Below are 14,899 nucleotides of genomic sequence, written 5' to 3'. Positions count from 1 at the left end.
CCAGGAGTTGCTTCGAAAACTGAGCAAAGGGCAGGAAGGCGGTATTGTGTTGGAAGCTTCGCTCATATTGCCAATATTTCTGGCATTCGTGATGGGGCTTGTGCTTTTCATTCAAATCGCCATTATCGAAATGGTAATGCAGTCAGGTGTTTCTGAGGCGACAAAGTCCATTGCGGGTCAACTGTACCCGGTTCGAATTCTAGTTCAAGAAGCACGGACGACCTATGATCAAAGCCGCGCCGCGGACATCCTTAATACAGCTGTGAATCAAATCCAATCTGCTCGTAATCATGTGACGAGTGCAGAGGATTTTGTGGATGACTACGCAGCATATATTCCAGATTCCTTAGTTGAACTTGTACGTTGGGAAAAGGAGAAGCGAGAGCTTGGAGAAGGTTTGGCACAAGATGAGCTGAATGGACTCTTTGAGTCACAGGTGAAACCGCGTATGCTCGCTGCCTTTACACCGATCGTGTTTGCGTTTTGTGATGAGGCGCTCGTGAACAAGAACAATTTTAAAGTTACTACTGTAACGTTGCCGAGTATGGAACAAGGCGGTGAGGCTTTCTTTGGGCTTGAAGCGCAACTAACTTATAAGCTTTCGATCCCTTTTATGAGTCAAACGATTGTGGTGAAAAAGCGGGCCTTTGAGCGGGCATGGGTAGGGGCTTAACACGGGCTTAACAGAGGTTAAAAAGATGGGAGGACGGCCAGTATTTTATTCATTCATAGTTTATTTATTATTTTTATCGGCATTGCCTTTATGATTGATGTGCGGCATGCCATACTGCCGAATAAGTTGACGACGTGCGGGGCTATAGTAGGACTCTTTTTCCACACATCGACACAGGGCTGGAACGGATTGTTGTTTTCTCTTTTTGGTGCGCTTACAGGTTTTAGCATTCTACTCGTATTGTACATGCTAGGTGCGCTAGGAGCAGGTGATGTCAAGTTGTTCGCAGCAATAGGCTCCATAATGGGCGTTGCTTTTGTCTTACAAACACTGATTTATGCCATTTTGTGCGCGGGGCTCATCGGACTTTTTTTACTTTGTATTCAGAAACAAATAAGTGCAACTGGTCAAAAGCTTATAGGTTGGCTGATCTCGATTGTGATCCACAACAAGCTCGAAACATTTCGTGAGATCAAGCATCAGAAAAACATCAAATTTCCATTTATGTACGCGGTTTTTCCAGCGGTAGCTATCACGTTTTATTATTCCTTGCTTTGAAAATGAGGTGATGGTATGACACAAGAAGTGTTTGGACTTCGGTATGAGTTTGTTTATCAACATGGACACCATATGGAGTTATCTAAGGAAGGTGGATTAGAGTTCAGTGAGTTATCCTCCTTGCAAGTACGCATGTTAGAAGCGAATCAGGTACCAAGGCTGCTGCCGCTCGATATTCTTGAGGTGGATTCCCGTTGTCGACTGCAGTATAAATTAGCTTCCAAACGGATGCTGTCACATGTACTGAAGGTAGATACATTCTCAATCCAACAATTTGCTAAGTTGATGTATGCGATTGTATGTACGCTTGATGAGTGCAAAAATTATATGCTCAATGAAATGAATTTTGTGCTGAAGGATAATTTCATTTTCATTGGTCAAGATTGGGCTGACGTTTACCTGACGTATGTACCGCTGGATATATCCCATGCGAATGATGATATGTATCCTTCAATAGATGCACTTCTCAAGAAACTTTATTTACACGTGCAGCAAGAAGAACAAGATCAATGGGAAAGCTGGGTTTCAACACATCTAGCTAATAAAAGTTTAGAGGGGTATAAGGAAGCTTTATTAAAGTTAATGGACAAGCCAAATTTGGCGCAAAATCCAAAACCTGAAACGCTATCAGAGGCAAGAGAGACTGTATTACCAGAGCAAAGTCAAAGCTTACCTAAACCACATTGGAAACGAGACGAAGTGTTGACCGAATCCGATCCCAAACCTGAGTCATTGCCACTCATAGATCGCCACAGTCAAAAGTCCCCAGAATCCAAAGATGTTGGATTATCGCTATCATTCATTCCCCTAAACCAGCGATCTCGATGGATCATTGTAGCGACAATACTCGTATTATCTGCTTTTCTTTGGCAGCTTTACTTCACGTCACCCTCGACGAGCACATTACAGCTCATTGCAGGTATCACCTTGCTTTTGGTAGATGTAGCCTTTGTTCTACTGGGAATGGGACGTCCTGTGATGCTAAGAGCAAAACCATTAATCCCTATGCAAAAGAAACCATTACCCGTAAAGCATACTCCTTCTGCGGACATTGCAAATACCCCTAATTCCTCACCAACTGCTGTCCCATCAGATATACAAAACTATTACGCCAATCTGTCGAGGCATACAACCTTACTCCAGCCCTCAAACTCAAATGCTACTGTTTTTCTGGGGAATTCCCCTAAACATAAACCGCTCGGCCCCCGATTGGAATTTAGTGTGGATGATGTGAGTCGAATCGTTCCTATTGATCGTGAAATTTTCACAATTGGGAGAGGGGATACAAGCAGCAAGATCGACTATGTGATGGAAGTGGCGGGTGTTTCCCGGATTCATGCGGAAATTGTACAAACGAGCAACGGTTTTCAGTTGCATGATGTAGGTTCAACAAACGGAACGTATTTGAATGATCACCTCCTAGTTTCCTATCAAGCATACCCGCTCAAAGATGGGGACATTGTGCGAATTATTCGACAAGAAATGACTTTTCGGCTCTAAATCGGCTCTATTACAAATAGTTCTACTTCCTGTCTGACATAAGCAGTGGTATAATAAGAAGTCGCGAGTATGATACGTGAATATCTTAGACTAGACAGGGGTTTGTTTTTTCAAATGAGTCTTTTAACCATTGAAGATTTAAGTCACAGCTTTGGGGATCGTACATTATTCAAAAATGTATCGTTCCGCTTACTAGCTGGCGAGCGCGTTGGTATCGTTGGTGCGAATGGCGTGGGGAAATCCACGTTGATGAATATATTAACAGGCAAGCTTTTGAAAGATACAGGAAAAGTAGAATGGACGCCAAGAGTCCACTATGGCTATCTAGACCAGCACTCTGTGCTGGCTGCAGGCAGAACGATTCGCGATATTTTGCGTGATGCGTTCCTTCCCTTGTATGAAGAAGAAAAAAGAATGATGGCGATTACCGACAAAATGGGAGATGCCACGCCAGAAGAGCTTGAAGTTCTGCTGGAAGAAATGGGCGAAATTCAAGAACGTTTGGAAATTGGTGATTTCTATCTTCTTGATGTGAAAATCGAAGAGATGGGCAATGGTCTTGGATTGAATGCAATCGGTTTGGATCGCGATGTTACATCCCTTAGCGGTGGGCAGCGTACAAAGGTTCTTCTAGCTAAGCTTTTACTAGAGAAACCGACTGTGCTGTTGCTCGATGAGCCGACCAACTATTTGGATGTTGAACACATTGAATGGTTGAAAATGTACTTGAAGGACTATCCGTATGCCTTCATGTTGATTTCACATGATACCGAATTTATGAATGAAGTGGTTAATGTTGTCTATCATTTGGAGTTTTCCAAGCTAACACGTTACACGGCGAACTATGAGAAATTCCTTGATATGGCTGAAATGAACAAGGCGCAGCACATTGACGCTTATGAGAAGCAGCAAGAGTATATCAAGAAGCAGGAAGATTTCATCGCGCGCAATAAAGCTCGTGCCTCAACGTCAACTCGTGCGAAAAGCCGCGAGAAGCAATTGGATCGAATTGATCGTATCGAGCGTCCAGAGACAGCAATGAAGCCTACATTTGTATTCAAAGAATCGCGTACAAGTGGTAGAATCGTATTTGAAGCGAAAGATTTGGAAATCGGTTATGATCGCGCGTTGCTTCCGAAGATGAATGTGACGATTGAACGCGGCGAGAAAATTGCCATTGTTGGCTGCAATGGGGTAGGTAAGTCCACCTTATTGAAGACGATTCTCGGGAAAATCGATCCTTTCAGCGGTTCAACGTATCACGGTGACTATTTGAGTCCTGCGTACTTTGAGCAAGAGGTCAAAGCGCCAAGCATGACGCCGATTGATGATGTGTGGAATGCCTTTTCCTCAATGACGCAAAACGAAGTCAGAGGAGCGCTTGCGCGAGTCGGTCTCAAGAATGAGCACATCACGCGTGCGATGAGCATGTTGAGTGGTGGCGAGCAAGCGAAAGTTCGCCTATGCAAGCTGCTCATGCAAGAAAGCAACTGGCTGCTATTCGATGAGCCGACGAACCATTTGGACGTCGTTGCCAAAGAAGAGCTTCAGCGCGCATTGAAGGAGTACAAAGGTACCATTCTGCTTGTATGTCATGAACCTGAGTTCTACGAAGGTTGGGTTACACGTGTTTGGGACGTTGAAGCATGGTCTGCTAAAGTAACGAATTAATCATTTCAGCTAATCGGAGGAGATAACGATGTTAACGCATGTTGTATTTTTTAAGCTCAAAGATCGCAGTCCTGAAGCCGTGGAAGTAACCAAAGCTGTTCTTACGAATATGGAAGGTAAAATTCCAGTGTTAAGACACATCGAGGTTGGGACAGACATTCTTCATTTAGAGCGTTCCTACGATATCGCATTGATTACGAAATTTGATTCGCTAGACGATTTGAAAGTTTACGATACACATCCCGTGCATGAAGAAGTCAAGGCTCATATGAAAACAGTTCTTGATGGAACGTCCATCTGTGTTGATTTTGTAAGCTAACTCACGTTTGAAAAACATAGGAGAACAGTGTAGTATCCTTAGAAGAGGCTCGTTCTTGACGTTGTCAGGCGCTAGCACAAATTCTGTGGCTGCACTGTTTTTTGTGTGTTTAGCGCAAAACTAATTTACATAGGCATGGGGAGAGGAATCCAGTTGAAGTCCAATTTAAATAGAGCTTATATGACAGAAGTTCTTGAAATGCTGCTGCGGACACCAAGTCCGACAGGGTATACGCATCACATTATGCAAAAAGTAGAGCTAGAAGTAAGCAAGCTTGGCTTCGAGCTTTCGTATACGAATAAAGGCTGCGGCATCGTGACGATTCCTGGTACAAGCTCTGATCGCGTAATTGGCATTTCAGCGCATGTGGATACGCTAGGTGCCATGGTTCGTTCCATTAAAGAGAATGGCACATTGAAAATCACGTCGCTTGGCGGGTTTATGATGGGTGCCATTGAGAATGAGTATGTGCAAATTCATACGCGTGATGAGCAAGTATTTGATGGCACAATCCTGACGTCGAGACCATCTGTTCATGTTTACGAAGACGCGCGTGAGTATAAGCGAGATGAAGCGAATATGGAAGTGCGCATTGACGAGCTTGTTAGCTCCAAAAAGGATGTGCAAGCACTCGGTATCCGAGTTGGCGATTTCATCTCGTTCGACCCGCGCGTTCAGGTGAAGGACAATGGCTTTGTGAAATCGCGCCATTTGGATGATAAAGCGAGTGTAGCGTCCCTATTTGGTCTTCTTAAGTTGATTAGAGAACAAGGCTTACAGCCTCATTACACAATCAAGCTGTTCTTCTCCAACTACGAAGAAGTGGGTCATGGCTCCTCATTTATCCCTGAGGATATTACGGACTTTATCGCGGTTGATATGGGTGCGCTTGGTGATGATTTGAGCGGGAGTGAGCGCGATGTTTCGATTTGTGCCAAGGATTCCTCAGGCCCATATGATTATGCGATGACTTCCAAAATGATCGAGCATGCAGAAAAATTAGAAATCGGCTATGCCGTTGATATTTATCCGCGCTATGGCTCGGATGCGTCGGCAGCACTCAGAGGCGGCCGCGACATTCGCGCTGCGCTTATAGGACCTGGCGTTCACGCGTCACATAGCATGGAGCGTACGCATATGGATGCTGTAGTGAATACAGCTGCCCTTCTTGCCGCGTACATCATGGAGCCGGTGCAAGGATGAATATACTAAGCGCGGTCGATATAACCAAAACCTATGGCGACAAGGTGCTCTTCGATGATATCTCGTTCACTCTGAACGAGAAGCAGCGCATCGGCCTCATCGGCGTGAACGGCACAGGCAAGTCCACGCTGCTGAAGATGCTGGCGGGTCTGGAAACCCCGGATCGCGGCAAGCTCGTGCACGCGAACCATTTCCGCGTGGAATACTTGCCGCAAAACCCGGAGTTCGATCCGAACTCCACAGTGCTCGAGCAAGTATTCCACGGCGATTCACCGCTCATGAAGACGCTGCGCGACTATGAGCTGGCGCTCGCTGAGCTGGAGGCGGATCCCTCCAACGAGAAGAAGCAGTCGCGCCTATTCAGTGCCCAGGCGCGCATGGATGAGCAAGGTGCTTGGGAAGCCAGCACCTTGGCTAAAACCGTGCTGATGAAGCTCGGCATCAGCGAGTTCGACAAGCCGGTCGGCCTGCTGTCCGGCGGCCAGCGCAAACGCGTCGCTATGGCGCGCGTTCTGATTCAGCCTGCCGATCTGCTCATCCTTGATGAGCCGACGAACCATATTGACAACGAGACGGCCATCTGGCTCGAGGAGTTCCTCAGCAAATGGCGCGGCGCCTTGCTGCTCGTTACCCATGACCGGTACTTCCTAGAGCGGGTCACCACCCGCATTTTGGAGCTGGACCGGGGCAAGATCTACAGCTATGAGGGGAACTACGAGTGGTTCCTCGAGAAGAAAGCGGAGCGGATGGATTCCGAAGCCGCTAGTGAAGACAAGCGGCAGAATCTTCTCCGCCGCGAGCTGGCCTGGCTCCGTCGCGGCGCGAAGGCGCGCACGACGAAACAGAAGGCGCGCATCCAGCGCGCCGAGGATTTACGGGACCGCAAGGTAGACGGTCCCGCTGACAAGCTCGACATGGCGCTGGCAGGCAGCCGCCTTGGCAAAAAGGTGATGGAGCTGGACGCCATCTCCAAGTCTTTCACAAGCGGGAAGCAGCTGCTCAGCGGATTCAGCTACATCGTGATGCCGAAGGATCGCCTCGGCATCATCGGTCCGAACGGCAGCGGCAAATCGACGCTGCTGAACATGCTCGCCGGGCGCATTCAGCCCGATAGCGGCACGATCGAGACCGGCACAACTGTGAAGCTGGCCTATTACACGCAAGAAAACGTCGAAATGGACGAGAAAATGCGCGTGATTGAATATATCAAGGAAGCCGCAGAGCAGATTCGCACGTCGGATGGTGAAACCATTTCGGCCGCACAGATGCTAGAGCGCTTTATGTTCTCGCCAAATCTGCAATGGTCACCGATCGGTAAGCTTTCCGGTGGGGAGCGTCGCAGACTCTACTTGCTTCGTACATTGATGGGGGAACCGAATGTTTTGCTCCTCGATGAGCCGACGAATGATTTGGACATTCAAACTTTGACGATACTGGAAGATTATCTGGATCAATTCTCTGGGGCTGTGATCACGGTTTCCCATGATCGATACTTTTTGGATCGCACAGTGAACCATCTATTCGCATTCGATGGAAAGGGTCATATCGAGCCTTATATCGGTACGTACTCCGAGTACTTGGAAGAGAAGCGGGAAGAAGAAGAAGCGGAGCAAGCAAGAAAAGAAGTCATGCGTCAAGCTGCAAGTAAACAAGCAAGCTCAAGCAATAACGCGACTTCTTCCACCAACAGTTCTTCGACTCGTCCGAAGAAGCTTTCTTTCAAAGAACAGAAGGAATGGGACGAAATCGAGAACACGATTGCTGCGCTAGAGGAGAAAGCAGATAGCTTGAAAAAGCAAATCGAAGCCTCAGGAAGCAACTTTGATCTCGCGCGCGACTTGTATGAGCAAGAGCAACAAAACGCGGCAGAGCTTGAAGCTGCGATGGAAAGATGGACTTATTTATCAGAGTTGGTAGAACAAATAGAACAAAATAAGTTATGATAGAAGTAGTAGTTCAAAAACCCGACTTTTTGAACATTAAATTAGAAGAAATTATAATAAAGGTAGGTATATACTCCCCATGATTAGTGTAAATAACGTGACGCTTCGTTACGGCAAGAGAGCCCTATTCGAAGACGCCAACATTAAATTCACACCAGGAAATTGCTACGGTTTGATCGGAGCTAATGGTGCTGGTAAGTCCACATTTCTCAAAATTCTTTCCGGTGAGATCGAGCCTAACACAGGTGAAGTGAGCATCACGCCAGGCGAGCGTATGGCTGTCCTTAAACAGAACCATTACGAATTTGATGAAATCGAAGTTTTGAAAACTGTCGTTATGGGTCATTCCCGTTTGTTTAAAATTATGGAAGAGAAGGATGCATTGTACGCGAAAGCTGATTTCTCTGAAGAAGATGGCATGAGAGCTGCTGAGCTGGAAGGTGAATTTCAAGATCTTGACGGCTGGCAAGCAGAATCCGACGCGGCAGAGCTTTTGATCGGTCTAGGAATCCCGACCTCCCTACACGATACGAAAATGAAGGATCTTGATGGTAACGAGAAAGTTCGCGTACTCTTAGCGCAAGCGCTTTTCGGTAATCCGAACATTCTTCTACTCGATGAGCCTACCAACCATTTGAACATGGAGTCCATTAAATGGCTTGAGCACTTCTTGTCCCGTTTCGAAGGCACTGTTATTGTTGTATCACATGACCGTCACTTCTTGAACCAAGTGTGTACACATATCGCAGATATTGACTTTGGGAAAATCCAAATGTACGTTGGTAACTACGATTGGTGGTATGAGTCCAGTCAATTGGCTCTACGTTTGGCACGTGATGCGAACAAGAAAACAGAAGAGAAACGTAAAGAGTTGGAAGCCTTCATCGCGCGCTTTAGTGCGAATGCCTCCAAATCCAAGCAAGCGACTTCCCGTAAAAAGCAATTGGAGAAGCTTACGCTTGAAGATATTCGTCCGTCCAGCCGTAAATATCCGTTCATTCACTTCAAAGGTGAGCGTGAAGCTGGTAAGCAATTGCTAGCGGTTGAAGGTCTTACTAAAACTATTGACGGTGTTAAAGTCTTAAATAATGTTTCGTTTACCCTTAACAAAGGCGATAAAGTCGCTTTCGTAGGCATTGACGGTATTGCTAAAACAACGCTATTCAAGATTTTAATGGGCGAAATGGAAGCAGACAGCGGTACGTTCTCATGGGGTGTTACGACATCGCAAGCGTATTTCCCAAAAGACAGCCAAGATTACTTCAATTCCGAATTAACTTTGGTGGATTGGCTGCGTCAATACTCCAAAGATCCGGATGAGTCCTTCCTTCGCGGATTCCTGGGACGCATGTTGTTCTCAGGCGAGGAAGCGTTGAAGAAAGCGAACGTCCTTTCCGGAGGAGAAAAAGTACGCTGCATGTTCTCCAAAATGATGTTGAGCGGTGCGAACGTGCTTATCCTTGATGAGCCAACGAACCATTTGGATTTGGAATCCATCACTGCGCTTAATAATGGCCTTGTTGATTCCGATTGTACAATGTTATTCGTTTCCCATGACCATCAGTTCATTCAAACGATTGCGAATCGCGTTATGGAGTTGACACCGAAAGGTATCATCGACAAAATGCTGACATACGATGAGTACTTGGAAAGCGAAGATGTGAAAAAACAACGCGAAGTTCATTACGCATAAGTTAAGAAGTAAAAAAGTATAAAAGGTAAAAGCGCCCTGAAGTGTTTCTCTCAGGGCGCTTTTACCTACATAACGTGTAGTCTAGCTTCCGCCAGTACGACGGCGTTGATTATTTACTTTTTTTGTCATTTGGCTTTTCGCAGTTTGATTGTTATTACCAGCTGCTTTAGGGTTGGCACGCGCTGCGGCTTGATCCGCTTGCTTCTGAGCTAGCTTTGCTTTAATGGCATCGGCTAAGCTTACTTTTTTGACTCCTTGCGGCTCGACCTGGTCGGCCTGTCCAGCTTGTGGATTGTCTGACATAAGAACACCTTCTTTACGTGGTATATCCATAGTATAATCGAATCATAGAAAAGATGAAAGAAGGTGTGTGGGGATGTTTGATCCGACGATCTATGACAACATCAAAGTTGTGCTCGAAGGAGCCGTCTATGATTTGGATTTGGAAGGTAAAATCATCATAACACGAAGAGAAGATTTGATTGACTTGTCATCGATGTCTCGCACATTTGCTATCGAATTTGCTAGAAGATTAGGACTGCCTAGCCAAGCGGAAATTTATTTGCATGTCCATTTGAGTGATTTGGCTGCAGAGATTCTTGAAAATCCCACGGCTAAGCCGGGTTGTACGCTGTTAATCAAGCTGCACACGCATGTGAGTGATCCCGAATTAGATTGTCCAATGATCGAAGCGCAATTAAACGCCATTTGGGAGCAACGACCGCGAATTACACAGCAAATTTCATTTCTGTATGGAGAACAGCCAGAGGAGTATCGCAATCTCATTACATTGTCCTTTGGTCGTAAAATTGATGAGAGCCACCTCGATGACTTTTCTGATTTAATCGACTATGCTTTCGAAAGCTTAGTGTGGCTGGATGGAAGAGGGGCACTATAAATCATGGAGGAATTATCGCAACAAGAGCTGCAGGACAAAGTGAGTCGAGCAAATGGTTCCTTCGCCGTCTTTATGTACACACCGCTCTGTGGCACATGCAAGGTAACAGAGCGAATGCTGGACATCATTCTAACGATGAAGCCAAGCCTCCCGCTAGTGAAATGTAACATTAATTTTCTGCCGCATATCAGCCAAGAATGGCAAATTGCAAGTGTCCCTTGTGTTGTTATCGTGAAACCAGGAGAAGCCAAACAAATGATTTATCGAATGCAATCCGTGGATGAGCTATACCGTAAACTACTGCCCTTAGTAGAAAAAGAATAGGAGTTGGCAATTATGAATTTTCAAATCGGAGATCACGTTATCGCTGAGTATAAAACAGGAGTTTATTTTGGTGAGGTCGTTGAATTGACTTCCAGCATGAAGGCGGCTGTTCGCATTCTAGCCGTGAAAGATCACCCAACACAAGGAGATTTACATAATCCGATGGATCCAAGCGTAGCTTTTTTTCATCAAAGAAGAGCGTTGTCCTATCAAGAAATTGCTTTAATGCCTTTGGCAACGATTCGTCCTTATGCGGGTGAGGTTCCAGATTACCAAGTGTCTCTGAAGAGAGCGCTAATGGCTCAGATCGATAAGCTGACGGACATGGAAGCATGGGCCCGACGCTCTCTGCAGGAGCTTGATCAGCTGAATAAAGAATATTTTCCACCGTCCAATTAGGAAACTTCTAAGTACAACTTGGTGCCATCATTGTATTTGAAAATAGCCACATCACCAATGATCTCGATCATCGAGATCATTTTTAATTTTCTGCGGAATTCAAAATGCAGCTCGTATTCCTTCAATTTACTCGAAAGTAATTCCATCTGGGAGCGTTTATGAGTAAAATTCATCACAGGAATCGATTTATTCTTGAAGCGGATTGTATTTGCTTGCATATTCAAGTCCTCCTTTGCTAAGTTACTACTGCTTTTTCACTTCTTTACACAATTTAGGATACATTTCAAATGTTAAATATGTTCGAGTGCAACTATTAAAAAAGTTTTAGCATTTTATTATATGTGAATAATAGCGCTACAGGGCTAGTTCCGATAAGATAAATTTTAGCGGGGCGGATTCGTGGTTGCGGGGAAAGTTAACCCCATTTATAATAAATAAGATTGTATTCTAACAGGTTCTGGAGGGTCATAGAAATGTCAGCAGCACAACCAACTCGTATTGGAATTATCGGCGCCGGTAATATCGGGAATGTACATATGGAATCCTTTAAAAGCATACCCGGAGCACAGCTTGCGGGTGTGACGGACGTGTATATACCGCTTGCTGAAACGAGAGCGAAAGAGCATAACATTGAGCAGGTATATGCAAATTCAGATAAATTGTTAGCGGATCCTTCGATTGATGCAGTCGTTATCGCCGTATCGAATGAGTGGCATGCGCCAATTGCTGTTCAAGCCTTAGAAGCTGGAAAGCATGTTCTGCTTGAAAAACCGATGGCGATTGACTTAGCTTCAGCTCGTCAAATTGTAGAAGCAGAGCGCAAAGCAGGAAAGATTCTCATGATTCCGCACCAAATGCGTTGGGAAGCAGCTGCGATTGCTGTGAAGGAACAGGTGGAAAAAGGTGCACTTGGTCATATTTATCATGCAAAAGCAAGCTATTTGAGACGTAAAGGTATTCCAGGCTGGGGAACTTGGTTTACACAAATGGAGAAATCGGGCGGCGGTCCCCTTATCGATCTTGGTGTTCATATGTTGGATTTAACGATGTATTTGATGGGGAATCCGAAGCCGGTTTCAGTATATGGAGCAACGTATGCAGAATTCGGGCCGCGCAAGCAAGGGATTGGCACATGGGGAGCTCCGAATTGGCAAGGTAAATTTGATGTTGAGGATTTAGCAACGGCTTTGATCAAATTTGAAAATGGGGCAACGCTTTCCCTTGATGTCAGCTGGGCAGGGTTATTGGAAACGGATAACCAGCCTGTCGTACAGCTTCTTGGTACTGAAGGCGGCGCTTATGTGAAGGGTGCGAGAGGAAAGCTTTTTGCAGAAAAATTTGATCGCATTGTAGAAACGGAGCTTTCCGCTCCAGCTGCTAATGATGATCCGCGTGCACGAATGGTGCAGCATTTCTTGTCTAGTATCGCTAGCGGCTCACAGCCGATTACATCTGTCATGACGGGCTACACGAATAATTTGATCCTAGATGCGATTTACCGTTCATCGCAAACAGGCGATGAAGTGAAATTGAACTGGGACATCGAGTAGACAGGGGCTGCAAGAAGTGAACTGGGAGTTATTTAGTATCATCGGAACGATTGCCTTCGCAGTGAGTGGAGCAATCGTAGCGATGGAAGAGGAATATGATATTCTAGGTGTTTATGTACTGGGTCTAGTTACGGCGTTTGGCGGGGGGATCATCCGCAACATGCTCATCGGGAAACCAGTTGTGCTGCTTTGGGAGCAAGGGATGTATTTTCAGATCGCATTGTTTGCCATGACGATTGTTTTCCTGATGCCAGTGAAATATATTCGATTGTGGAAAACCTGGGAAGCTTTCTTCGATGCGATTGGCCTAGCGGCGTTCGCGATCCAAGGGGCTCTGTACGCTACGAATATGGGGCATCCATTAAGCGCGATCATTGTCGCGGCGGTCCTCACAGGGATTGGCGGAGGTATGGTCCGCGATGTGCTGGCGGGTCGGAAGCCACTGGTGCTCAAGGATGAAATTTACGCGGTTTGGGGCATGCTCGCAGGTGCATTAGTTGGATTGGGATGGTCTCAAGGCGCTTGGCAGCTTGCTGTTCTATTTGCTCTTATCGTTATTTTGCGAATGTTCTCTGTCAACTATAAATGGAAGCTGCCGAAACGATCCTTGCGCGAATCAATGATTGAATCCACAAGAAGATCAGATTCTTAGCTGATTCATTTTTTACGCTCGATACGGCTTAGAGAAAGGAGGAATATCAGTTGGAGGCATCTTTAACACAACAGCAAAAAATTTCTGCAGAAACTATGGCCACACGTATGACGCCTGTGAAGGAACTGTTGCGAACAGAGTTAGATCTGTACGAAATATCCAAGGATTCAGAGACAGGCGAGCATTACTTACATTATGCGTATATGCATCGTGATTTCTCGAATACCGGAGAGCCAGAATCCTTTCATTACTTATTACCAATTGAGAATGATGATGTGCTCGGAATGATTTACGGTGAGCAGGGATATGCCTATCCTGAGCATTGGAAATCCTCTTTTTTACGCAACGGTCCAGAAGGCTTCTATATTTGGTTTGACCCTTCCCATGAAGCTCAGCAAAGCGAGGATGAAGCGATTGCGGCAGATTTGATGCAGAAGCTTAGAGCTTTTCATGAGCAAGGCAGTGTGGATCCTGAAGCGGTGCGTAAGCTTTTGGAATCCATGGACGAAACTCGGAAGAAAGAAGAATAAAAAGTTAAGGATGAACGCTACGTACTCCACAGAAACTGCGATTGTGCAGATTTTGTGGAGTTTTTTTATTTAGTAAAAATAAGGGAAATGGACCATATTAACACTAGAAGTAACAGGTTACTTAGAAAGGGGGGAGACGTTTAATATGGATATGGCCTCGTATCATTTTGCGAATTTAGGCATTCATGAGGAACTTTTGCAGGATCTTCGCAATCTGGAAACTCGGATGAAAGATGAATTAGGGTATGAAATTGCGCTAATTGCGTATACAAAAGAAGCAGATGACCTCACAAACAAGTAAGGATATAGAGATATAGGGGGATGACGATGAAAGCTATGAAATTATCGGCCATCATGACGGCTGCAATCGTCGGCTTGACAGGGTGTTCCGTTACACAAACAAATCCATTAGAAAAAGCGTCGCTTTCCATTCAAAGTGTTGGGTTATCGGATTCGAGTGGAACCCAGCTGCGGGAAGTTAGGCAAAAGCGAACAGATGATAACCTGCTCCACCAGAATACGTATCTTTCGTTGAACCGTGAAGTGGCCGATCAGTTGATCCAGGAAGCGCATCTAAGTGGTGCATCCGTTGCTTTGACGGATACGAATATTTATGTTGCGGTCGATATGGGGGAGCTTCCGGACAAAGAGACCAATGTTCGCATACAGCAGCTAAGCCAGTATCAAAATCCAGCGTCGGAAGCGGGATTGTTCGGTGCAGGTGTTGGCCAGCAAATGGATTGGGTGACGGCAAAGCCTTTATCAGCGCAAAGTGTCAACACGATTAAGCATGTCTTAACGCGTATTTATCCAGATTCGCATATTTATATTTCAACGAATACGCTTTTTGTGAAACGAATGATGTTCTATGACATGCAGCAGCAAAAAAATAAACGGATGGACACGTTTTTGCATGAGTTTAATACGATGGTGCAGTATGCGTTTCCTAGCAGCCGATGAGCGATAAATACAAGGTTCGCGCCTAC

The 14,899-nt window shown here is 45.5% G+C and carries 19 protein-coding genes; 16 read left to right on the top strand and 3 right to left on the bottom strand.

The annotated features are described in order from the left end of the window. Window positions 1-7 precede the first annotated feature (7 nt). The 6 genes from AC58UX_RS16875 to AC58UX_RS16850 all read left to right on the top strand — a co-directional run bounded on the left by AC58UX_RS16875 (window position 8) and on the right by AC58UX_RS16850 (window position 5,924). Window positions 8-673, top strand: a complete 666-nt coding sequence (locus AC58UX_RS16875) for a TadE/TadG family type IV pilus assembly protein (protein WP_497254678.1) — start codon at window positions 8-10, stop codon at window positions 671-673. A 42-nt stretch (window positions 674-715) separates the two neighbouring features. Further along, window positions 716-1,231 carry an A24 family peptidase gene (locus AC58UX_RS16870; protein ID WP_497254896.1) on the top strand — a complete coding sequence of 172 codons (516 nt, stop codon included), beginning with the start codon at window positions 716-718 and terminating at the stop codon, window positions 1,229-1,231. Window positions 1,232-1,246: 15 nt separating this feature from the next. Beyond that, window positions 1,247-2,731 (top strand): DUF6382 domain-containing protein, encoded by a 1,485-nt coding sequence (locus AC58UX_RS16865; RefSeq protein WP_497254676.1) that lies wholly within the window; start codon window positions 1,247-1,249, stop codon window positions 2,729-2,731. Between the two features lie 114 nt (window positions 2,732-2,845). Continuing rightward, entirely contained in the window at window positions 2,846-4,402 is a 1,557-nt protein-coding gene (locus AC58UX_RS16860) for an ABC-F family ATP-binding cassette domain-containing protein (protein WP_497254674.1), read from the top strand. Between the two features lie 28 nt (window positions 4,403-4,430). Next, on the top strand, window positions 4,431-4,721 hold the full coding sequence (locus tag AC58UX_RS16855; protein ID WP_497240083.1) for a Dabb family protein: 291 nt from the start codon (window positions 4,431-4,433) through the stop codon (window positions 4,719-4,721). Window positions 4,722-4,901: 180 nt separating this feature from the next. Continuing rightward, window positions 4,902-5,924 (top strand): M42 family metallopeptidase, encoded by a 1,023-nt coding sequence (locus tag AC58UX_RS16850; RefSeq protein ID WP_497254672.1) that lies wholly within the window; start codon window positions 4,902-4,904, stop codon window positions 5,922-5,924. Between the two features lie 5 nt (window positions 5,925-5,929). Here the strand turns inward: AC58UX_RS16850 and AC58UX_RS16845 are convergent, their stop codons facing one another. Then, window positions 5,930-6,106, bottom strand: a complete 177-nt coding sequence (locus AC58UX_RS16845) for a hypothetical protein (RefSeq protein WP_497254906.1) — start codon at window positions 6,104-6,106, stop codon at window positions 5,930-5,932. Between AC58UX_RS16845 and AC58UX_RS16840 the strand changes: the two genes are divergently transcribed. Together AC58UX_RS16840 and AC58UX_RS16835 are read left to right on the top strand one after the other, a co-directional pair. Continuing rightward, window positions 6,029-7,867: an ABC-F family ATP-binding cassette domain-containing protein gene (locus AC58UX_RS16840; protein ID WP_497254894.1), complete on the top strand. Its 1,839-nt coding sequence runs from the start codon at window positions 6,029-6,031 to the stop codon at window positions 7,865-7,867. The genes AC58UX_RS16845 and AC58UX_RS16840 overlap by 78 nt on opposite strands. 79 nt (window positions 7,868-7,946) lie before the next feature. Further along, window positions 7,947-9,560: an ABC-F family ATP-binding cassette domain-containing protein gene (locus tag AC58UX_RS16835; protein WP_497254670.1), complete on the top strand. Its 1,614-nt coding sequence runs from the start codon at window positions 7,947-7,949 to the stop codon at window positions 9,558-9,560. Window positions 9,561-9,641: 81 nt separating this feature from the next. Here AC58UX_RS16835 and AC58UX_RS16830 read toward each other — a convergent pair whose 3' ends face one another. Further along, the gene (locus tag AC58UX_RS16830) at window positions 9,642-9,863 is read right to left on the bottom strand and encodes a hypothetical protein (RefSeq protein WP_497254668.1); all 222 of its coding nucleotides are present in this window, start codon (window positions 9,861-9,863) and stop codon (window positions 9,642-9,644) included. A gap of 73 nt (window positions 9,864-9,936) precedes the next feature. Between AC58UX_RS16830 and AC58UX_RS16825 the strand changes: the two genes are divergently transcribed. Genes AC58UX_RS16825 through kapB form a run of 3 tightly spaced genes read left to right on the top strand, consistent with a single transcriptional unit; the run spans window position 9,937 to window position 11,181 of the window. After that, entirely contained in the window at window positions 9,937-10,458 is a 522-nt protein-coding gene (locus AC58UX_RS16825) for a hypothetical protein (RefSeq protein ID WP_497254666.1), read from the top strand. Window positions 10,459-10,461: 3 nt separating this feature from the next. Further along, window positions 10,462-10,782, top strand: coding sequence for a thioredoxin family protein (locus tag AC58UX_RS16820; protein ID WP_497254664.1), 321 nt, complete (start codon window positions 10,462-10,464; stop codon window positions 10,780-10,782). 12 nt (window positions 10,783-10,794) lie between these two features. Next, window positions 10,795-11,181, top strand: a complete 387-nt coding sequence (gene kapB / locus AC58UX_RS16815) for a kinase-associated lipoprotein KapB (RefSeq protein ID WP_497254662.1) — start codon at window positions 10,795-10,797, stop codon at window positions 11,179-11,181. On the opposite strand, the gene AC58UX_RS16810 is transcribed toward kapB, so the two are convergent. Continuing rightward, window positions 11,178-11,399, bottom strand: coding sequence for a hypothetical protein (locus AC58UX_RS16810; protein ID WP_497254660.1), 222 nt, complete (start codon window positions 11,397-11,399; stop codon window positions 11,178-11,180). The genes kapB and AC58UX_RS16810 overlap by 4 nt on opposite strands. A gap of 255 nt (window positions 11,400-11,654) precedes the next feature. Here AC58UX_RS16810 and AC58UX_RS16805 point away from each other — a divergent pair, with 255 nt between their 5' ends. The 5 genes from AC58UX_RS16805 to AC58UX_RS16785 all read left to right on the top strand — a co-directional run bounded on the left by AC58UX_RS16805 (window position 11,655) and on the right by AC58UX_RS16785 (window position 14,873). Then, the gene (locus tag AC58UX_RS16805) at window positions 11,655-12,731 is read left to right on the top strand and encodes a Gfo/Idh/MocA family protein (protein ID WP_497254658.1); all 1,077 of its coding nucleotides are present in this window, start codon (window positions 11,655-11,657) and stop codon (window positions 12,729-12,731) included. A gap of 16 nt (window positions 12,732-12,747) precedes the next feature. Next, on the top strand, window positions 12,748-13,383 hold the full coding sequence (locus AC58UX_RS16800; RefSeq protein ID WP_497254656.1) for a trimeric intracellular cation channel family protein: 636 nt from the start codon (window positions 12,748-12,750) through the stop codon (window positions 13,381-13,383). A 50-nt stretch (window positions 13,384-13,433) separates the two neighbouring features. Beyond that, window positions 13,434-13,913 (top strand): hypothetical protein, encoded by a 480-nt coding sequence (locus tag AC58UX_RS16795; protein ID WP_497254654.1) that lies wholly within the window; start codon window positions 13,434-13,436, stop codon window positions 13,911-13,913. Window positions 13,914-14,058: 145 nt separating this feature from the next. Further along, window positions 14,059-14,214, top strand: coding sequence for a hypothetical protein (locus tag AC58UX_RS16790; RefSeq protein WP_497254652.1), 156 nt, complete (start codon window positions 14,059-14,061; stop codon window positions 14,212-14,214). A 26-nt stretch (window positions 14,215-14,240) separates the two neighbouring features. Then, window positions 14,241-14,873 carry a hypothetical protein gene (locus AC58UX_RS16785; RefSeq protein ID WP_497254650.1) on the top strand — a complete coding sequence of 211 codons (633 nt, stop codon included), beginning with the start codon at window positions 14,241-14,243 and terminating at the stop codon, window positions 14,871-14,873. Window positions 14,874-14,899 lie beyond the last annotated feature (26 nt).

Source organism: Paenibacillus sp. J22P90 (assembly GCF_059692195.1).
The sequence above is the reverse complement of the archived record's forward strand: the minus strand, read 5'-3'. Positions and strand labels throughout refer to the sequence as shown.